The 21,477-nt window shown below is 61.0% G+C and carries 11 protein-coding genes; 10 read left to right on the forward strand and 1 reads right to left on the reverse strand.

The genetic code is table 11. The features are described 5' to 3' along the window. Positions 1-295 precede the first annotated feature (295 nt). On the forward strand, positions 296-1,807 hold the full coding sequence (locus tag M0D64_RS38470; RefSeq protein ID WP_266261508.1) for an aspartate/glutamate racemase family protein: 1,512 nt from the start codon (positions 296-298) through the stop codon (positions 1,805-1,807). 353 nt (positions 1,808-2,160) lie between these two features. On the opposite strand, the gene ltrA is transcribed toward M0D64_RS38470, so the two are convergent. Next, positions 2,161-3,705 carry a group II intron reverse transcriptase/maturase gene (gene ltrA, locus M0D64_RS38475; RefSeq protein ID WP_054043695.1) on the reverse strand — a complete coding sequence of 515 codons (1,545 nt, stop codon included), beginning with the start codon at positions 3,703-3,705 and terminating at the stop codon, positions 2,161-2,163. A 736-nt stretch (positions 3,706-4,441) separates the two neighbouring features. Here ltrA and uvrA point away from each other — a divergent pair. From uvrA to M0D64_RS38520, 9 genes are all read left to right on the forward strand, one after another. Beyond that, complete coding sequence (gene uvrA, locus M0D64_RS38480; RefSeq protein ID WP_266261509.1) at positions 4,442-10,327, forward strand: excinuclease ABC subunit UvrA; 5,886 nt, start codon at positions 4,442-4,444, stop codon at positions 10,325-10,327. Positions 10,328-11,345: 1,018 nt separating this feature from the next. Continuing rightward, on the forward strand, positions 11,346-12,011 hold the full coding sequence (locus M0D64_RS38485) for an energy transducer TonB (RefSeq protein WP_154564285.1): 666 nt from the start codon (positions 11,346-11,348) through the stop codon (positions 12,009-12,011). A gap of 77 nt (positions 12,012-12,088) precedes the next feature. Beyond that, positions 12,089-12,997 (forward strand): MotA/TolQ/ExbB proton channel family protein, encoded by a 909-nt coding sequence (locus M0D64_RS38490; protein ID WP_266261510.1) that lies wholly within the window; start codon positions 12,089-12,091, stop codon positions 12,995-12,997. A gap of 12 nt (positions 12,998-13,009) precedes the next feature. Continuing rightward, positions 13,010-13,432, forward strand: coding sequence for a biopolymer transporter ExbD (locus M0D64_RS38495; RefSeq protein ID WP_266261511.1), 423 nt, complete (start codon positions 13,010-13,012; stop codon positions 13,430-13,432). A gap of 156 nt (positions 13,433-13,588) precedes the next feature. Further along, complete coding sequence (locus M0D64_RS38500; RefSeq protein ID WP_115782443.1) at positions 13,589-14,020, forward strand: biopolymer transporter ExbD; 432 nt, start codon at positions 13,589-13,591, stop codon at positions 14,018-14,020. A gap of 9 nt (positions 14,021-14,029) precedes the next feature. Beyond that, positions 14,030-15,235: a lipopolysaccharide assembly protein LapB gene (locus M0D64_RS38505; protein ID WP_154564267.1), complete on the forward strand. Its 1,206-nt coding sequence runs from the start codon at positions 14,030-14,032 to the stop codon at positions 15,233-15,235. 303 nt (positions 15,236-15,538) lie between these two features. Next, positions 15,539-16,114 carry a helix-turn-helix domain-containing protein gene (locus M0D64_RS38510; protein ID WP_154564265.1) on the forward strand — a complete coding sequence of 192 codons (576 nt, stop codon included), beginning with the start codon at positions 15,539-15,541 and terminating at the stop codon, positions 16,112-16,114. Between the two features lie 381 nt (positions 16,115-16,495). After that, entirely contained in the window at positions 16,496-19,249 is a 2,754-nt protein-coding gene (locus tag M0D64_RS38515) for a TonB-dependent siderophore receptor (RefSeq protein WP_154564263.1), read from the forward strand. A gap of 279 nt (positions 19,250-19,528) precedes the next feature. Next, on the forward strand, positions 19,529-21,472 hold the full coding sequence (locus M0D64_RS38520; RefSeq protein ID WP_266261512.1) for an extracellular solute-binding protein: 1,944 nt from the start codon (positions 19,529-19,531) through the stop codon (positions 21,470-21,472). The last annotated feature ends 5 nt before the right edge of the window (positions 21,473-21,477 follow it).

Genomic DNA, 21,477 nt, shown 5'->3' on the forward strand with positions numbered 1-21,477 from the left:
GTAGGTGCCGCCCCGCACAGGGGCAACACTAATAGACCACTAACAAATCAAGGAACGGCCAAAGCCCTAAGAACACTGACAACAAGCGCCGCGCAGGCAACTGAGTTCCATATGCCCCGAACAAGAGCAACACCAATCAGCCCATTACAAAATACGGACAGGCGCCACCGCAGGAAAACCTTCAGTAAGCACTCAGCCAGGCATAAACCCGCTATTTCGTGATTAACAACATCCTGAATCCCCGAAAGCATCCTAATATCAAGGCGAACTGAAAAAACGACAGGGGAAAGCCATCATGTATCGTCATCGTTCGCTGGGTGTGGTGACGGGCGCGTCGCCGCTCGCAAGCGTCGACGTGTTGAGCAGGATGACCGCGGCCTGGCGCCGGCCCGGCGCGGCCAAGCCGTTCGACTTCATCCTCGAGCAGCATTCGTGGCAAGGACCGGCGACGCCCGGCGCCGCGAGCGCGCCATTCAAGATCCACGTGTTCGACACGATTCGCGCCTTCGAGAAACGCGGTGTCGACGCGATCGTCCTGCCGTGCTTCCTCAGCCACACCTTCATCGACGAACTCTCGGCGAACGTGGCGCCGCCGATCGCCAACATCATGGCTGCGCTCTCAGCGCACGTGCGACAGGCTTTCCCATCGGTCCGCCGTATCGGCGTGCTGACTTCCGGCACGATCCGCCGCCACGGCCTTTTCGAACGCTATTTCGACAATGCGCGGTTCGACGTGCTGCATCCACGTGACGAAGCGGGCGTCGATTGCGTAACGAGCGCCGTGTACGGCGACCAGGGCATCAAATGCGGGCATCTGTACGGCCGGCCAGTCGAGTTGTTGCGCACCGCTTGCGCGGACCTCATTGCGCAAGGCGCGGAGATCATCGTACCCGGACTCGCCGAAATCCCCCTGGTGGCGCGCGCACTCGGCACGCTGGAAGTGCCTTTCGTCGATACCAATCTCGTCTACGCGCGCTACGTCGCAGCGGCGCAATATGTGCAGCCGGAGCGGCGTTTCAAGGTGGGCGTGCTGGGCGGTGTCGGCCCGGCGGCGACTGTCGATTTCATGGCGAAACTGGTGAGCAACACGCCGGCCGCCCGCGATCAGGACCACATCAAGGTAATGGTCGAGCAGAATCCGCAGATTCCGGATCGCACTGAAGCGCTGCTCGGCAACGGCGACGATCCGACGCTCGCGCTCTATGCCGCATGCAAGACGCTCGAAGAGGGCGGCGCCGATCTCATCGCGATTCCGTGCAATACGGCGCATGCGTTCGTCGATCGGATTCAGCCGGCATTGACCATTCCGATCGTCAATATGCTGACCTGTACCGCCGATTATCTGCGCGAGGCTTTCCCGAGCCTGCGCGAAGTCGGTGTGCTGGCCACCTCGGGCACGCTGGCGAGCCGGGTCTACGAGAAGGCGCTCGAAGCATGCGGCTTCGTGCAGATCGCGCCAGCCGCGACCGCCCAGGCCCGGCTCATGAACGCGATTTATGGGCCGAGTGGCGCCAAGGCGGGCTACACGTCGGGTGAGTGCTGTGACGACCTCGCCGCTGCGGTGGATGATCTGGTCGCGCAAGGCGTGCAGGTCATCGTGCTGGGCTGCACCGAGTTGCCGCTGCTGCTGCGCGGTTCGACGCTGAAGCGGCCGGATGGTTTGGTGGTGCAGCTTGTCGATCCGACCGAGGTGCTGGCAAAACGCTGCGTGGCTTACGCGCTGGGCGGAAGCGGAGTGGCGCAGGCCGCTTCGGAACCGGCGGAGCCGGTGATGGGCCGGTTTAACATGGAAAGCGTCTTCGGCTAGGGTCGGGCAGACCCGGCTGGTTCCGGCTTGCGCGCGGCCCCGCGCTGCGCCGGAAAACCTTGCATTTCCCTCCCGCCGCCGCCATTTCCTGACGACTGCGCGGTTCCTCTGAAACGGCACATCGCTTGCTGGTCGGCCGATCGGGGCGCGCTCGGCGCCGCCATTCCTGGCCCGAGGCGCTGCGAACGCGCAGTCGTGCCGTGTCATGGAAAAGTCGGGTAAGGACGCGACGTTGCCGTCGCGTCCTCCCCTAAGAACCGTACGTGCGAGTTTCCCCGCATACGGCTCAAGCCTCAATAAGGCTGGCTCATGCCAACCCGGTCAACGACGTTCGACCAGCATGTGTACCGGCGTTAGGGCCAGACGACCGCATGCGCGTTGCTTTTGGGTAACGTTCTGCGGGAGCGGGACTTGCGGCTTCGGATCGCAGCGCGCTGCGCGAAGTACGTGAACCACTCGGTGTCGTAAGGGTTGGCGTCCGATTGGACCTTCGGGTGCCGCTCAATCGGCGTGGCCGACGCTTTTCGAAGCTCCCGGTAGATCGGGGAGCCAGTGTCATCCACTTCGTCCGTGCGTGCGGCGAACACCCAGTGCCGCAGCCCGAACTGGTGGAAGTAACGCTGGTACACCCAGTGTCCCAGTTTCTTCGGATGGCGTCGTCGCGCCCATTGCCATAACGCGTACCAGATTTGGCTGTCCACATAACTGAAGGTTTTCTTCGCTACGATGTGCCGGTGGTACATCGCCCAACCAGTGATGACCGGGTTGAGAGTATCGATGAGTTGCCTTTGCGGGGCGCCCATCAGTTTGCGAATCAGACTCCTGACCTTTTGTAGGAACGAGTGAACGTTCTTGCGCGCCGGTTTGATGAGCAGTTTGCTGCCATATCGCCGGATGTGCTGGCCGAGGAAGTCATAGCCTTCAGTCAAATGAGTGATCTTCGTCTTCTCTGGAGCAAGCTCTAACCCTCGTGAAGCAAGGAAGGCCGTGACGACTGGAGTGATCTTCTCCTCCAGCACCTCCCGGCTTGCCCCAGTGATGACGAAGTCGTCGGCGTATCGCACCATGTTGACTTTGTTGATAGCCCGCTGTGACGCATTCCTGAAGGCGGACGATAACGCATTGTCCAACCCGTTTAAAGCCAGGTTTGCCAGTACAGGGCTGATGATACCGCCCTGCGGCGTTCCATCGTTAGTCGGTGCGAGGGTGCCATCCTTCAAGTAACCGGCCTTCAACCATTTCTTCAACACAGCCGTGTCCATTGGCACGTTCTGTAAAAGCCACGTGTGGTCGATATTGTCGAAACAGCCGCGGATGTCAGCTTCGAGTATCCACTGAGCTGATACTCGTGCGCCCCGATCCTTTGGGTTGCCGTGGTATCGCGCGTTCAGGAAGCATTGTGCTATCGCATCGTGCGTGGATCGCTCTTTGCGGAATCCATAGGACTGCGCGTCGGATATCGTTTCCGACACAGGGTCGAGCGCGAGCAGGTAAAGCGCCTGCATCGCCCGATCCTGCATCGTCGGGATACTCAGCGGGCGCAGCTTCCCGTTACTTTTTGGAATGTAGATCCGTTTAAGCGGCAGCGGCTTATAGCCGCGTCGCTGTAGCGAGCCTATTGCCTCGTATTTGGCATCCGGGGTAGACCACAGCACGCCATCTACACCCGGGGTACGTTTGCCCTGGTTTTCCGTCACGCGTTTCACGGCTAAAGCTTTGCCGTGAAACGAGCAGGTCAGCAACCGTTGCAAGGCTTTCACCTTGTTCCAGCGGCCTTCCTTGGTTGCCTTCACGATACGCGCCTGCATTCTTTTGACCACGCTATATGCCTTGGCCCAGTCAATGCTGTGCCACGACAGTGCGTGGTCGGCCAGTGCACACGTCGACTGCCCGTTCATTTGCTTTCCAGCCCTCAAGGATCATGCCGGTTATCTCGTGATGAGAGACCAGTTGGAAGTCTGCCCACTTTCGTGTCGGGTAATATCTCAACCCGTATCCACGCCATTACAGCCCGGCATTCGCTTTCTCCAACCTCCTTTACCCACTCCGCCAACAGCTTTCCTTGCGGTCGGCCTGCCCAGGGGGCGGCGAGATGGGCTTACCCTGTTCCGCTATCGCAACGGGATGGCGACGGTTCCCTCTTTACGCCGGCGACACAATGTTCTGCGTGCGTCCATAACAGACTGTCCGCACCCGATCGCATAGCTTTTGCCCTCAGCCTGACAGCGTCTTTGGCTGGACTGTATTCACGACGCTTGCGAGAATTCACTTTCATTAACCATGCCACCCGAGCCCTTCCAGCTCCCGCATTGATGCTTGCAGGTGTCGCCTCTGCCTCACGGCTCGGACTAGGTCTCTCGACCCCGGTTGGTGTCCTCGATGCTCCGCACCCCGCCGTTACCGGCGACGCACGATCGAGTAGGCTACTGCTGGCAGAACAGCAGGTCTTGTCCGATTGCTATCGGCAAGACAGTTGCGATAGCGACCTTCAGGTCGCACCTGTATAAATATACAGTATAGTATCCCCCTACAACCCGGCCTTTGGCGTGTCGTTCCGCCAGCCTGGTATCCCGAACTTGCGCGGTCGCGAGGCGTCCGTGAGAGGTGGTCCACTCATTCAGACGGTCGGAAAAATTGGCATCTAACGGAATTATCCGCATTCGCGGCGCGCGCCAGCACAACCTGAAGAACGTCGATCTCGATGTACGAACCGGCGAAATGACAGTCGTCACCGGGCCGTCCGGCTCCGGCAAATCGAGCCTCGTGTTCGACACGTTGTACGCGGAAGGGCAGCGGCGCTACGTCGAAACCTTCAGCGCCTACGCCCGGCAGTTTCTCGATCGCATGGACCGGCCGCAAGTCGACCGGGTCGACGGCGTACCGCCCGCCATTGCAATCGACCAGACCAACCCGGTGCGCAGTTCACGCTCCACCGTCGGCACCATGACGGAGCTCAACGATCACCTGAAGCTGCTGTACGCGCGCGCGGCCGAACTGTTCGATCGCAAGACCGCGCTGCAGGTGCGCCACGACACGCCCGAAACGATCTACGCCGAACTGCTCGAGCGCACCGCGGAGCATGATCCGCGGCTGGTCGTCACGTTCCCGGTCGAGTTGCCGGAGACAGCGTCCGAGCAGGAAGTGGAGCAATGGCTCTCCGCGAGCGGTTACACGCGTGTACAGGCGCAGCGCGAAGTCGACTCACCCACCGGCAAGCGCAAGCTGCTCGACGTGGTGGCTGACCGCTTCCGGTTGAGTTCGGTCGACAAGCAACGGGTGGTCGAAGCGATCGAGGCATCGCTCAAGCGCGGCGGCGGCCGCGTCAATATTTACGTGCTGCCGGCCGCGCCCGAGGCACCGGAAGCCAAAGAAGCCGAGCCGCAAATCTGGCGTTTCTCCACCGGTCTGCACAGCCCGGAGAGCGACCTTCGTTACGCGGATCCGCAGCCGGCGCTGTTCTCGTTCAACTCGGCGTACGGCGCGTGCGAAGTCTGCCGCGGTTTCGGCCGCGTGATCGGCGTCGACCTCGGTCTGGTGATTCCCGACGCGCGCAAGACGCTGCGCGACGGCGCGATCAAGCCGATGCAAACGCCGGCCTGGAAAGAATGCCAGGACGACCTGATGCGCTACGCGGCGAAAGCCGATATCCGCCGCGGCACGCCGTGGGGCGAGCTGACTCACGCCGAACGCGACTGGGTCATCAACGGTTCGCCGGACTGGAACGGCAAGTGGCAAAGCCATTGGTACGGCGTCAAACGCTTCTTCGAGTATCTCGAATCGAAAGCGTACAAGATGCACATCCGCGTATTGCTGTCGAAGTACCGCAGCTATACGCCGTGCGAGACCTGTGGCGGCGCGCGTCTGAAAACGGAATCGCTGTTGTGGCGCCTCGGCAGCAAGCAGAATGCGGACGAGGTGCTGGCGGCCGAAAAGCGCTTCATGCCGCGTGGCGTCGAGTGGAAGCGTGCACAACTCGAAGCCTTGCCGGGTCTGACCGTGCACGATCTGATGCTGATGCCGATCGAGCGCATCCGGCGTTTCTTCGACGAGATCAGCTTGCCTAGCGCCTTGCTCGACGACGCACTCAAGCTGTTGCTCGCCGAAGTACGCACGCGCCTCAAATATCTGTGCGACGTCGGCCTTGGGTATCTGACGCTCGACCGGCAAAGCCGCACGCTGTCCGGCGGCGAGGTGCAGCGGATCAACCTGACCACGGCGCTCGGCACGTCGCTGACCAAAACGCTGTTCGTGCTCGACGAGCCGAGCATCGGCCTGCATCCGCGCGATCTGAACCGGATCGTCGAGGCGATGCATCGGTTGCGCGATGCGGGCAATACGCTGGTGGTGGTCGAACACGATCCCTCGGTGATGCTCGCGGCGGATCGGCTGATCGACATGGGTCCGGGGCCAGGCGAACGGGGCGGTTCGATTATTTACGACGGCGCGCCTGAGGCGATTCGCTCTTCTGGCACGCTGACTGGTGAGTACCTGGGTGGGCGCCGACATGTGGCGGACGCGGCGCACTGGTCACAACGTCCGGTCGATGACAGCACGCCGCGCATCGTGCTAGAAGGCGCAACCGAACACAATCTGCGCGACGTCACGGTCGAGATCCCGCTGCAGCGGCTTGTCTGCGTGACGGGCGTGTCGGGCTCCGGCAAGTCGACCTTGCTGCAGGACGTTTTGTATCCGGCCATGGCGCGGCATTTCGGTCTCGCCACCGAAACGCCCGGCTCGTTCAGGAGCCTGACCGGCGCCGACCAGGTCACCGACGTGGTATTTGTCGACCAGTCGCCGATCGGCAAGACCGCGCGCTCGAATCCGGCCAGCTATGTCGGTGCTTTCGACGAAATCCGCAAGCTCTTCGCCAAGGCGCCGCTCGCGCAGCAACGCGGTTACGGCCCCGGCATGTTCAGCTTCAACTCCGGCGATGGGCGCTGCCCGACCTGCGGCGGCTCGGGCTTCGAGCATATCGAAATGCAATTCCTGAGCGACGTCTATCTGCGCTGCCCAGATTGCGATGGGCGCCGTTATCGCGCGGAGCTGCTCGAAGTGAAAATCGAGCGCGGCGAACCGGCGCGTGCGTTGAGCATTGCCGACGTACTGGAGTTGACGGTGAGCGAAGCCACCGCCTACTTCGCCAAGGATGCCGAAGTATTGCGCGTGCTGCAGCCGATCGTCGACGTGGGTCTCGAATATGTGAAGCTTGGCCAGCCGGTGCCCACGTTATCCGGTGGTGAAGCGCAGCGGCTCAAGCTCGCCGGCTTCCTCGCGGAATCAGCACAGGCGCGCACCGCGCGCAGCGCGAAGCAGCCGGTCGCAAAACGCCTGTTCATGTTCGACGAGCCGACCACCGGCCTGCATTTCGACGACATCGCCAAACTGATGCAGGCGTTCGGCAAGCTGCTGGCGAGCGGACATTCGCTGATCGTGATCGAACACAATCTCGACGTGATCCGTGCTGCCGACTGGCTGATCGACCTCGGTCCCGAAGGCGGCGACGGCGGTGGCAGGGTGCTGTGCGCGGGCACGCCGGAAGACGTCAAACTTTGTCCGGAATCGCATACCGGCGAGGCATTGCTGCAATACGACCGCGCCATGAACGCGGCGGCCGAACCGGAATCGCAGGGTGTGCCGTTGCAAAGGGCGTTGAGCGCGGCGCGTGCGCGGCGGGCGATCGAAGGCGAGGACGTGGTGCGCATCGTCAATGCGCGCGAGCACAATCTGAAATCGCTGGATGTGGATATTCCGCACGGCAAATTCAACGTGATTACTGGTGTCTCCGGGTCGGGCAAGTCCACGCTGGCCTTCGACATTCTGTTCCACGAAGGCCAGCGCCGTTACCTCGAATCGCTAAACGCATACGCACGGTCCATCGTGCAGCCGGCCGGTCGACCCGAGGTCGACGCGGTGTACGGCATTCCGCCCACCGTCGCGATCGAGCAGCGTTTGTCGCGCGGCGGTCGCAAGAGTACCGTGGCGACTACGTCCGAAGTGTGGCACTTCCTGCGTCTGCTGTATGTGAAGCTCGGTCTGCAGCACTGCATCCACGACGGCACGCCGGTCACGTCGCAAAGCGTCGAATCGATTGCGGCGCAATTGCTGCGCGATCACAAAGGGCAGCACGTCGGTTTCCTCGCGCCGCTGGTCGTGAACCGCAAGGGCGTCTATACCGATCTCGCGAAGTGGGCGAAAGCGCGCGGCAATACGCATCTGCGTGTGGACGGCGAGTTCGTGCCGGTGGACCCGTGGCCGAAGCTCGATCGTTTCCGCGAGCACACGATCGAGTTGCCGGTGACCGACCTCGTCGTATCGCCGGATAAGGAAGCGGAACTGCGGCAGGCGCTCGATCAGACGCTGGAAATCGGCAAGGGCGTCATGCATCTGCTGGCGCCGCTCGACGGTTTGCACGACGCGATCAGCGGCGGCCGTCCCACGGCGAAACTCGGCGCGGTGAAGGTACTGTCCACCAAGCGCGCCTGTCCGGTATGCGGCACGAGTTATCCCGAACTCGACCCGCGCATGTTCTCGTACAACAGCAAGCATGGCTGGTGTACGACATGCGTCGGCACGGGCCTCGCACTGACGCGCGAACAACGCGCGGCCTACGACGACACCGTGATCGTCGACGACAACCGCGGCCGCGAGCAGAGCTTGCCTTCCGAGGAGCAGGAACCGGAGGGCCTCGTCGACGAACCGTGTGCGGATTGCTCCGGCACGCGTCTGAACCCAACTGCACGCGCAGTCACCTTCGGCGAGCAGGCCATCGTCGACGTAGCGCAATGGACGGTGTCCGATACGCGTGCATGGATCGACACCCTGGAGATGAGCGGTCGGGACGCGGAAATCGCGCGCGACGTGGTCAGCGAAATCGGCAGCCGCCTGCAATTTCTGGAAGAAGTCGGGCTCGGTTATCTGAGCCTCGATCGCGCGGCACCGAGCCTGTCGGGCGGCGAAGCGCAGCGCATCCGGCTCGCCGCGCAACTGGGCAGCAACCTGCAAGGCGTGTGCTACGTGCTCGACGAACCGACCATCGGCCTGCATCCGCGCGACAACCAGATTCTGCTCAATGCCTTGCGCAAGCTGGGCGAAAAGGGCAATACGCTGGTGGTGGTCGAGCATGACGAGGACACGATCCGGCGTGCCGATCACATCATCGATATCGGGCCGGGCGCGGGCAAGCGCGGCGGAACGCTGGTCGCGCAGGGCAGCGTGGCCGATCTGTCGGCGCAGCCCGATTCGCTGACCGGGCAGTTTCTCGCCAATCCGATCGTGCATCCGCTGCAGCCGCGCCGCGAGGTGGCCGCGCCGACGAAGCGCGCCGCCGCGGTGCCGGAGAACTGGCTGACGGTGCATGGCGGCAAGCTGCACAACCTGCAGAACGTCACCGTCGGCATTCCGCTTTCACGGCTGGTGGCGGTGACAGGGGTGAGCGGTTCGGGCAAATCGACGCTCGCGCGCGACGTGCTGATGGCCAATCTGCTGGATGCGGTGGGGCGCTCGGTGCTGTCGTCGCCGGCCACACGGCGTGCGCGTGCGGCGGCCGAGACCCAGCCGGCGGCGAACCGGCGCTCAAGCGTGCTGGCGCGCACGGCGCCGCGAGCGCCGCTGAACGTCACACATGCCTGGCAAGGGTGCGATGCGATCACCGGCTGGGAAACCATCGACCGTGTGCTCGAAGTCGATCAGACGCCGATCGGCAAAACACCGCGCTCGTGTCCGGCGACCTACATCGGTGTGTGGGATGCGATCCGCAAGCTGTTCGCCGGCACGCTCGAAGCGCGCGCGCGTGGCTACACAGCATCGCGTTTCTCGTTCAACACCGGCGAAGGACGCTGTCCCGCTTGCGAAGGGCAGGGCGTGCGCACCATCGGCATGAGTTTCCTGCCCGACGTGAAGGTGCCGTGCGACGCTTGTCACGGGCAGCGCTTCAATCCCGAGACGCTGGCGGTTACGTGGCGGGGTAAGAATATCGGTGACGTACTGACCATGGAAATCGACGAAGCCGTCGAGTTCTTCGCGCCGATTTCGAACATCGCGCATCCATTGCAATTGATGAAAGATGTCGGGCTCGGCTATCTGACGCTCGGTCAGCCGTCGCCTACCTTGTCGGGCGGCGAAGCGCAGCGTATCAAGCTCGTCACCGAGCTAAGCAAGGTGCGTGACGACATCACGCGGCGTGGTCAGAAGCCGCCGCACACGCTCTATGTGTTGGACGAACCGACTGTCGGTTTGCATATGGCCGACGTCGCGAAGCTGATTCGCGTGCTGCATCGTCTCGCGGATGGTGGTCATAGTGTCGTCGTCATCGAACACGATCTCGACGTGATTGCCGAGGCGGACTGGATCATTGACCTCGGTCCGGAAGGTGGTGTGGGTGGTGGCACGATTGTCGCTGCTACGGATCCCGAAGGATTGTCCCGTGTTGCGGCGAGTCACACCGGTGCGGCCTTGCGTCCCGTGCTCGCGCGTACGCGGAACGACACCGCAGTCGTCGCGAGCGAAGGAACCAACGGTTGAAGCATCGGAGCGGCGCAGTCGGCTTTGCGCCGCTCCGGTTTGTTCGTCCGGTCTGGAGAGCAGCACGTGGCGGGTCACGCTTAAGCCAACTGGCCACTGGGGTTCCATGGACGCGTGTTGTCGAGACGCCCGGCATGCCCGAGTCGGGCATTATCGTCAACGTCGGCTATATGTAATTGATTGAAACTAATTTGTAATTATATAAATGGCGTAATTGAAATGTATATTTAGAGTGTCGTAAATACCGCTAAAAAGATTTGGAAACAGTGTTTTTCTTCTGCTATCTTCCCGCCCTTGACGCAGACCTCTGGTCAGCGCTTGAAACGTACGTTGGGTGACCTGTTCGGGATCCGTCTAGGTTGCCGCGCAGCCCTCGCGCAACGCACACCCAGCAGGCTTTTGCGCCACGTATCGCCAGTAACCCGTCAGCAGTTCATCGCGTGCCATGGAAGCCCGCAATAGCGGCTGCATCCCAATTGGCGAGCCACGAAAGGCGCGCTCGCATCTGTTCGACACGCGCTTATTCTTTTAGAGCGACGCGAATAGGGCAATAGTTAGAGTGTTCTCTCTAAACTTAGTATGCTCCCATCAAAAAAAGTTTGACCCCGTATTTTTTGTCCTGCTATTGTTGCCTCCCATGAAATGCAGGTGACAAACGCGCAAAAAGTTCACGAGCCGCAGCGCGCTTCGATCAAATTGTCTTCAGCATGTTCATGCCAGACCGAAATGGGCGGGTCGAATTTTATCCATTAGTAGTTCTACTTAGATGGGCGTTCGCCTGGTGTGAAGTGCCGTCGTGGTGTCTCACAGCCGTACCCGTGCCATTGCACCAGGGTTGGGCATTGCAGCACAAAGTTTGGACTGCAAATCAAGGACATGGGTGATGAGTGTGATTGTCTGAAGTGAACGTTGTTTGCCGTATGTAAGCGCACTGCAGTGACAGAAATGGACGGTTCACGCCGGAGGAGTAAAGGTGGGTACGAAAGTCGAAGGGCAATTTCCGGCAGCAACGGCCCGTATGGAGAGGCCAGGACGCCCGCGTGAGTTTGGGCGCAAGCAGCAAAATCCAGTACGCCGCTTCGGCGGCATCGCAGTTGTTCTGCTCCTGCACATCGTGCTGATCTATGCACTCATCAATGGCCTTGCCACCAAGGTCGTGCAGGTCATCCAGCATCCTATCGAAACCAAGATCATCGAGCCGGTGAAGCCGCCTCCGCCGCCGCCGTTGCCTACCGTGCAATTGCCGCCGCCGAAGTTCGCACCGCCGCCGCCGCCGTTCGTGCCGCCGCCGGAAGTGCAGGTGCAAGCGCCGCCCCAGCCGACCATCACGCACCAGGCCGCACCGGTCGTATCGGCGCCCGCTGTCGCGCCCCCCGCACCGCCGGCGCCGCCTGCGCCGAGCAAGCCCGTGAGCGCTGAAGTAGGGGTCGTGTGCCCGAACTCGGATCAGATCCGTTCGTCGATTCGCTACCCGAAGGAAGCGCAGGAGAACAACGTGACGGGTGATGTGCTGATTGAATTTGTAGTCGACCCGCAGGGCCATATTACGAATGAACGTGTTGCCAAGTCGGCGGACGATTCCTCACTGGATCGTGCGGCCTTCAACGCGGTCAAGCAGTTCACGTGCGTTTCCCAAGGCCAGGCTGTCCGTGTGCAAGTTCCGTTCTCGTTTAACCTGAACTGAAACCCACGGGCTGTTCGGTACCGGTAGCGATTTATCAGTCTTGGTTTAGAAGTTGTACTAATGAACTTGGAGCAGGCATGAAGAAGCGTACTCTCGCCGCATTGGCGGCAACCATGTTGTTCGCCGTAACCACGGTGGATACCTTTGTGGCACCGCAAATGGCCCACGCGCAAGCGAGCGACGCGAGCGCGTCGGCCGCTGCCGCTGCCACCACCGCCGCACCGCAAACGGCCGCCCCGGCCGCAGATGAAGCAACGCCGCCACCGGCGCCGGCTACGTCCGAAACCGTCAACAACCCGTACGGTCTCGGCGCGCTCTGGAAGAACGGTGACTTCGTTGCACGCTTCGTGCTGATTCTGCTGGTGCTCATGTCGATGGGTAGCTGGTACATCATGATCACGAAATTCCTCGAGCAGTTCCGCGCGAACCGTCGTGCGAAGAGCGCCGACGAACAACTCTGGACCGCGCCGTCGCTGGTTGAAGGCACGAAGCTGCTCGACGAATCGTCGCCGTTCCGCTTCATCGCCGAAACGGCCATCGAGGCAGGCGAGCATCATGACGAAGCACTGCTCGAAGCCGTCGACCGCAACACGTGGATCGATACATCGGTCGAGCGTGCGATCACCAACGTGTCGAACCGTCTGCAAGACGGCCTGGCTTTCCTGGGCACGGTTGGCTCGACCGCGCCGTTCGTCGGTCTGTTCGGTACGGTGTGGGGGATTTATCACGCGCTGACGGCAATCGGTATCGCCGGCCAGGCTTCGATCGACAAGGTCGCGGGCCCGGTGGGCGAGGCGCTGATCATGACCGCGATCGGCCTTGCCGTCGCCGTGCCGGCAGTGCTTGGCTACAACTTCCTGGTTCGCCGCAACAAGTCGGTGATGGAGCGTGTTCGTGCGTTCGGCGCACAACTGCACACCGTCCTGCTCGCCGGCAGCCGGCGCTCGGCACGCGCTTCGGCTCGTGAAGCATCGCTGGTCCAATAAGCGGAGTCTGTCATGGCTATGAGCGTTGGGCAGGATGATAACGACGAGGTCATCTCCAGTATCAACACCACGCCGCTTGTCGATGTGATGCTGGTTCTGCTGATCATCTTTCTGATCACGATTCCGGTGGTGACGCATACGGTGCCGGTGCAACTGCCGAAGGAGACGATCCAGCCGCTGCAGACCACGCCAAAAAGTATCGTCATTGCGATCAACCACGACGGCGATTTCTTCTGGAACGAGAAGCAGGTGGATGGGCCTACGCTGCTGACACGCCTGAAAACCGTGTCGGTCATGACGCCGCAACCGGAAGTGCACGTTCGCGGCGATCAGAGCGCGCGTTATGAATTCATCGGCCGGGTCATTACTGCGTGCGAGCGCGCCGGTATTGCCAAGGTTTCGTTTATTACTGAGCCGCCCGCGCGCGGGGGGTAGCTTTGCATGGGATCGGAGTAAGCGCTAAAGCGCCAACTCTGGTCGACAGCTTTGCATGGGACCAGAGTAAGAGCTTTGCATGGGACCAGAGTAAGCGCTAAAGCGCCAACTCTGGTCGACAGCTAAAGCGCCAACTCTGGTCGACAGGAGGTGATCATGGGAATGAACGTATCTTCGGGTGGTGGCAGCTCCGAACCGGATGTGATGGTCGATATCAACACCACGCCGCTGATCGACGTGATGCTGGTGTTGCTGATTATGTTGATCATCACGATTCCGATTCAGACGCATGCCATCAAGATGAACTTGCCGGTCGGCAATCCGCCGCCACCGATCACGCAGCCTGAAGTGGTGCAGATCGATATCGACTTCGACGGCACCACGACCTGGAACGGCCAGCCGGTGCCTAACCGCGCGGCGCTGGAATCCAGGCTTGCACAGGTGGCGGCCGAACCGGTTCAGGCGGAAATTCATCTGCGGCCTAACAAGCTGGTGCCGTACAAGGATGTCGCGGAGGTGATGGCGTCCGCGCAACGACTGGGCGCGACGAAAATCGGCCTGATCGGCAACGAGCAGTACATGCAATAGGGAAGTGGAATGCTAACGATCCATCATCGCTTCAAGCGCGCCGTCATCGCGGCCGCTATCGGAGGGCTGTCCGCGCTCGTCGTGCTGCCGGTCACGTCTCATGCTGCGGACACGCTGCGGCCGGACGTGGCGAAGCCGCTGAACGCCGCGCAGGATCTGTATCGCGCGCACAAGTACAAGGACGCGTTGACGAAGATCGATCAGGCCGACGCGGTGCCGGGCAAAACGCCCTATGAAAGCTACATGATTCAGGAGATGCGCGGCGCCGCGGCAGCGGCAGCCGGTGAATCCGGTGTGGCTGCCCAGGCCTACGAAACTTTGCTGGGTTCAGGACGCCTGACCGGTGCTGACGAGCAGCGCACCACGGCGGCGCTTGCAGGCATTTACTTCCAGCAGAAAAACTACGCACAGTCTGCGAAGGTCGCGCAACGTTATCTGAAGTCGGGCGGCAGCGATCCCGACATGCGCACTTTGCTCGTGCAGTCTTATTACCTGTCAAACGATTGCGCCAATGTGGTGAGCCTGCTCAAGCCGGGTGTCGATGCGCAAGTGCGCGCCGGTCACGCGCCCGACGAGTCGCAACTGCAATTGCTCGGCACGTGCGCGCAACGCGTGAAAGATGATGCGACGTACCGCAGCACGCTCGAAAAGCTGGTTGCCTATCATCCGAAGCAGTCTTACTGGGACGATCTGTTCAACGCGATTCGCAGCAAGCCCGGCTATTCGTCGGCACTGGATATCGACACCTTCCGTCTGCGCCGTGCGACGGGCTCGCTCAGTACCGCCGACGATTACATGGAAATGACACAGCTCGCAATCGTGGCCGGCACCACGGCCGAAGGCAAGCAGGTCATCGATCAAGGCTTTGCGTCAGGCGTTCTGGGCCACGATGCGCAGGCCGATCGCGAGAAGCGGCTGCAGGCACTCGCCGCGAAACGGGCGCAAGCACCAGCGGATCCCGCGAACCCCGTCGCGCCGGTCAACGTTGGCTTCAACCAGGTCTTTGCGGGACAAGCGAAGCAGGGCCTGAGCGCCATGGACGCTGCGATCGCAAAGGGCGGAATCGATCATCCGGACCAGGCACAACTGCATCTGGGCGAGGCGTACTACATGGCGGGCGATAAGGCGCGTGCAGTGCAAACCTTCCGCGCAGTGAAGGGTGCCGACGGTTCGGCCGACCTCGCCCGTTTGTGGGTGCTGGTGGCGTCGAAGTAACGGCATCCTGTTCCCGATATGTCCGATTTTGCGAACTGCTGCCGAGGTACCGCTGCGTCGAACCGGGCGGCACATTCTCACCGTTTGGAACGCAGACCTGCGCTAGTTGAAGGCGATGGTTGCGTGCGCAACCATCGCCCAGTTCGCAGCAAGGTCGGAAGTATCGCGGCGATCGCAGCGATCGAGCCATGCATCGCGGCAACCGGCCAGACATACGGTACATGTCCCAGGGAGGATGTTGCACTCAACGAAACATAGTTTGGTTTTATCAAACTAATTTTGACTACGGGATTCTGTCTTGCTATGGTTTTGCCACTCGATAACAAGGCACACGTTGCAGTCTCTATAGGAAACAAAATCCGCGCGCTTCGCCAACGCCTCAAGCGCACGCTGGATGAAGTGGCAACCACTGCGGGAATTTCCAAACCTTTTCTGTCGCAGGTCGAGCGAGGACATGCAACGCCGTCGATCACATCGCTAGTGGGCATTGCGCGGGCTTTAGGCGTCACTGTGCAGTACTTCGTCGACACACCAACTGAAGACAAGTCGGTGCGCAGAGGCAGTGAATTGAAGTACTTCGGGTTCGACGGAACCGCGAATCTTTTTGGACGGCTGACGAACCTGTCGGTTGGCAGCAAGCTGGAAGTGATTCTCGTCAGGATGCCGGTGGGGCAGAACCCGTCGGAAGTCACGACGCACGCAGGGGAAGAGTTCTTGTACGTGATGAGCGGCCAGATATCGCTCACGTTAGAAGGTACAACGTTCGTATTGCAGGCGGGTGACACCGCGCATTACGAGTCAACCGTGCCTCACGCCTGGTGCAATACCGCTCGCGAAGAAGCGGTGGTTGTGTGGGTGGGCACACCAAGATTGTTTTAGGTGCCTTTGCTTCATGCTTTCGTCGAAAGCGGCCACGTCGTATTTGTAAGCATTACTTATGGTGAGTCGGAAATGAGTCCGGTTGGGAGTGTATTGCCCAATGGTCCGAGCCCGAGGTAGTAGAAGTGAAAACAATTAGAAAGCGCTGCGCATTTCGTTTGTAATAAATAAGTAGTCCGATATTGAAGTATCTGAAGTGTCCCGTCTTCCTGTCTGTATTTGCAAACCGGTGCGCAGTTGACCGGTTTGCTGGGCAATGGGAGGACGGGGCAGCTTTAACGGAGCGCGGCGCAAGATCGCCGTATATCGAGTGGGGAGGTTCACAAGACCTCTCTTCACACACACAGCAGTGGCCTTAATTGACGAGCGAGAAGGGGAAAAATGAAACAAAGGGCATTGGCGCTGGCCATCAAAAGAATAATCTGGGCTGAACTGGCGTTGGCCGCAATCGCCGTACCGGCGTTTGCACAAAGCCAGCCGGCCACGGCAGGAACCGAGGCAGGCGCGACGACTACGGAAAGCACGCCGGCTGCGGCTCCGGCATCGGGCACCGCCGCAACACCGTCCGCGGATAGCAACACCGCGACGCCTGCGGGCAAAGGGGTTCAGCAACTTAAGAAATTTGAAGTGACCGGCTCGCTGATCCGCACGTCGGACAAGGTCGGCAACACGGAAGTCCAGACCATCACGCCAAAGGAAATCGAGCAAAGCGGTTATACGACCGTGGCCGACTTCCTGCGCGGCACGTCCGTGAACTCAGGGAGCAGCTGGGGCCAAACGAACATGAACAGCTCCGCGCAAGGCGGGGGTGGCATTGCATTGCGCGGTCTGAGCGAGAAGTACACGCTAGTGCTGGTGGACGGGCAACGGGTGGCGAATTACGGCAAGGCGGTGAACTTCACCGACACGTTCTTCGACGTGAATTCGATCCCGCTCAACATGATCGACCACATCGACATCGTGAAGACCGGTGCGGTCTCGGTGTATGGTTCGGATGCAATTGCAGGCGTTGTAAACATCATCACGAAGAAGGACTTCCAGGGCTTGCAGATCGATGGCCAGCTCGGCAAGGCGCAGCATCCGGGCGACGCGCAGGGCAACTTCGGCGTGCTCGGCGGTATCGGCGATCTGAATGGCGACCGCTTCAACGTGACCGCTGCAGCGAGCTACTACCGCGATAGCGGCTCCTCGCTCGCCGATCGCTCCATGACGGCGAATCAGGACTTCAGTCAGTTCCCTGGCGGCCTCGCCGGCCCGCTCGGCCCGAATCAGCAATCGTACTGGACCGCGCCGGACGGCACCAAGACGGCACTCAGCCCATGCCCTCCGGGCAGCGTGTCGGCGGACGGCGGCGCGGAGTGTAAGTCGAATCCAGCCAGCCAGACCTCGCTGGTCCCGTCGACGACGCGCCTGAACGCGAAAGTGCGCGGCACGTTCAAGATCAACGACGACATCCAGGCCTATGGCGACTTGTGGGTGAGCCGCAACGAAACGGTGCAGAACGAAGGTCCGGCTGTGTTGAGCAGTCAGACCAACGCATTCAATCCCGCCACCGGCTCGGCATTGCCACTGAACCGCACCGTCTCGGCAACCAACCCGTACAACCCGTTCGGCGCACCGGCGCAGATCAACTACACCTTCCCGAACACGGTTTCGGCCGATACGGTGTCGACCTTCTGGCGCGCGATGACCGGTGTGAAGGGCTCGTTCACCACCGCCAAGTTCGGCGACTGGGATTGGTCCGCGGATTACGGCCATTCGCAGAGCACGGTCGACACGACCTACCGCAACGCGCTGAATGTTGCAGGTGTCGAGAACATTCTGCAGAACGGCGTGTTCAACTTCTCGAACCCGTCGTCCACGCCGAACGGCTTGAACGGTGTGTTCCAGAACGACTACGAGCAGGCGATCTCCAAGCTCGATAGCGTGACGGCGAAGACCTCGACGGGCAACCTGTTCAATCTGCCGGGCGGCCCGGTCGGTGTCGGTTTCGGTACGGAATTCCGTCACGAAAGCAACCTGATCAACTCGCGCACTGATAGCGCGCTTGGGATTACCGCGCCGGCCAACGTGCAGACGGTCGACGGCGAACGCAACGTGGCCGCCGTCTACTATCAGGTCGATATTCCGATCATCCGGAACCTGACGTTCACGCAGGCGGGCCGTTACGACCACTACAGCGACTTCGGTGGTGCGTTCTCGCCGAGCTTCGCATTGCGCTTCCAGCCGGTGCAGTCTCTCACGACTTACGCATCGTATAGCCGCGGCTTCCGTGCGCCGACGCTGGTCGAGAACTCGCAGGCAACGTATCTGGCCCACCAGAACCTGGTCGACCCGAACGACCCGAGCGGCGTGCCGACCAAGCACTTCACGACGGAACAGGTCAACGGCAATCCGGCGCTGCAGCCTGAGCATACGAAGAACTACAACATCGGCTTCCAGCTCTCGCCGGATTCGTCGACGGATATCGGTGCGGCGTTCTACAAGATTCACATCGACGGCGTGATCGGCACGAACGATCCGAACGCGGTGATCGATGCGAACAACCCGTCGACCGTGATCCGCAATCCGGACGGTACCGTGGCCTACATCAAGGAACAGTTCATCAACCTCGGTTCGCTCGACACCGACGGCTTCGACATGAACTTCCGCAAGTCGGTCGGTACGAAGTACGGCACGTTCACGCTGGCAGGCGATTGGGTCTACGTGTGGCACTTCAAGCTGAACACCCCGGGCGCGCCGACGCAGGACTTCGCCGGCAACAACCTCGCGCTGCTGCAACCGTTCGGTGCCAGTAACCCGCGCTGGAAGGGCAACACGAGCCTGAGCTGGGATTACCGCAAGCTGACCACGACGCTGACCTGGCAATACACGGGCCCGTACACCAACGCGGTAGCGGCGGAATTCGGCGACGGCGGCACGCTGTCGGTGGCGTCGTACAGCCAGTTCAACCTGGTGGCCACGTATCGCGGCTTCAAGAACTGGACGATCTACGGCGGCATCAACAACATCTTCGATCGCAAGCCGCCGTTCGACGTCGAGTGGCAGGCCACCCCGGATATCACGGGCTACGACCAGTCGCTTTATACCAACATCGGCCGCTTCTTCCAGGTCGGTGCAACGTACCGCTTCTGAAGCCTTTGATGTTTGCGATTCACCCGCAGTCTGTCTAGTCGGTCGGCCGCTCTGGCTTCCGGTCATCGGTGCCGGAGCGGCTCAATTTTGTTAGAGATGTATATTGGAGTTCCCCGTGCTCAATGCTCGTTTAAGATCACGGCGAACGACGACGACCAGTAAGCCGCAGCGCAGCGCTAGCGGGAAAAACTACGCAGGCGGCGGCGTCAAGCCGCCGCCCGCGCCGATTCGACTTACCGCGCGCGGCTTGAGGCCGGCGCGTTCTGACGCATTCCGAAGATGAGACTTGTGAAGTTTCGCCTGCCACGCACCGTGTGGTCGGTTTCGCGCCAGCCGGCGCTGACGGCCGGCGCCGCATGGCTGACCGCGCTGAGCTTGTGCCTGAGTTTGAATGCGGCTTCGGTGCAGGCGAAGCCTTCGATCGCGCAATACGACGAGCCTAAATACCCGGCTGATTTCAGCCACTTCGACTACGCGAATCCCGACGCGCCGGCCACGGGCTCGCTCAGTTTCGAAAACTATAACGAACTGCAGACCTACGATTCGCTGAACCCGTTTCTGGTGCGTGGAGCGCCCGCGCCCGACATCCTCAACCTGATGTTCGACACGCTGATGCAGCGTAGCTGGGACGAGCTGGCCTCCGAATATCCGTTAATCGCGAACGACGTAGAGGTGGCGCCGGATCTGACGTCAGCGACGTTCCATATCAATCCTGCCGCACGCTTTTCGAACGGCGACCCGATCACCGCTGCGGACGTCAAATATTCATACGACACGCTGACAAGTCCGCAGGCGTCGCCGCTTTTCAACGCGCAGTTCTCGATCATCAAAAGCGCGACGGTGATCGACAAGAGCACGATCCGCTTCGATTTCAAGCATGCCGAACGCGATGCGCCGCTGATTGCCGGCGACCTGCCGATCTTTTCTCCGAAGTGGGGCGTGCAGCCCAACGGCAAGCGTCTGCCATTCGACCAGATCTCTTCCATGCCACCGATCAGCAGCGGTGCCTATCTGATCGAGGGACGCAAAAACGACAAGCAGATCACGTATCGCCGCAACCCTGACTACTGGGCGGCGAATCTGCCGTCGCGACGCGGCATGTTCCGTTTCGAGCGCATCACGTTCAACCTGTACCGCGACCACTACACGCAACTCGAAGCCTTCAAGGCGGGCGATGCGGACGTTGTCGTCGAATACAGCGCGACGCAGTGGGCGCGCAAATATGTCGGCAAGAACTTCGACAACGGACTGCTGAAGAAAGGCGAATTCGCCGACGGTCCCGCGCAGATGCAGGGCATGCTGATGAATATACGCAAGCCGATGTTCCAGGACCCCCGCGTGCGCCATGCCCTGACGCTGGCATTCGACTACGACTGGATGAACCGGATGATGTTCTATGGTCAATACCGGCGCACCAGTAGCTACTTCGAGGCAAGTCCGTTCGGCGCAACCGGTATGCCGGGTGAGAAGGAACTGGCGCTGCTCGAACCGCTGCGCGGCAGCGTGCCGCCAGAAGTGTTCGGTCCCATGCTCAAACAACCCGACACGATTCCACCGAATTCCCTGCGCGGTAATTTGCGCGTCGCGCGCGATCTGCTCGCACAAGCTGGCTGGCACTATCGCGACGGTGCGTTGCGCGACGCCAAAGGTACGCCGATGACAATCGAGATCATGGACGACCAGCCCGGCATGGATCGACTGATCCTGCCGTATATGCAGGCGCTCGGCATGCTCGGCATTCAGGCCCATATGCGCGAAATCGACAGCGCGTTGTACCAGAAGCGTCTGGATAATTTCGAGTACGACATGACCACCTTCATCTATCCGCCGGTCACGATTCCGGGCGCAGAACTGACGCGCCGCTTCGGCAGTGCGGCGGCATCCGAAGTCGGCTCCGAGAACTATCCCGGCATCCGTTCGAAGGCGGTCGATTCGTTGATTCACTCCGCGCTCACCGCCACCAATCTCGACGATCTGGAAGCCGCGACCCGTGCGCTGGATCGCGTGTTGATCTATTCGTTTTACCTGGTTCCGGAGTACTACGCGCCGGGCGCGCGCATTGGCTACAAGACTACCCTCGGCTTCCCGAAGACCGTGCCGAATTCCTACCAGTACGAAGACTGGGTCATCGACTACTGGTACGTAAAAGCGCCGGGCGCACAAGCGACACAGAAACTCCAGGCCGCGCAATCCGCGAGTTCAGCCACGGCAACGGCCCACTGAGGAAC

This window comes from Paraburkholderia sp. WS6 (genome assembly GCF_030464835.1).
Taxonomy (GTDB): domain Bacteria; phylum Pseudomonadota; class Gammaproteobacteria; order Burkholderiales; family Burkholderiaceae; genus Paraburkholderia; species Paraburkholderia madseniana.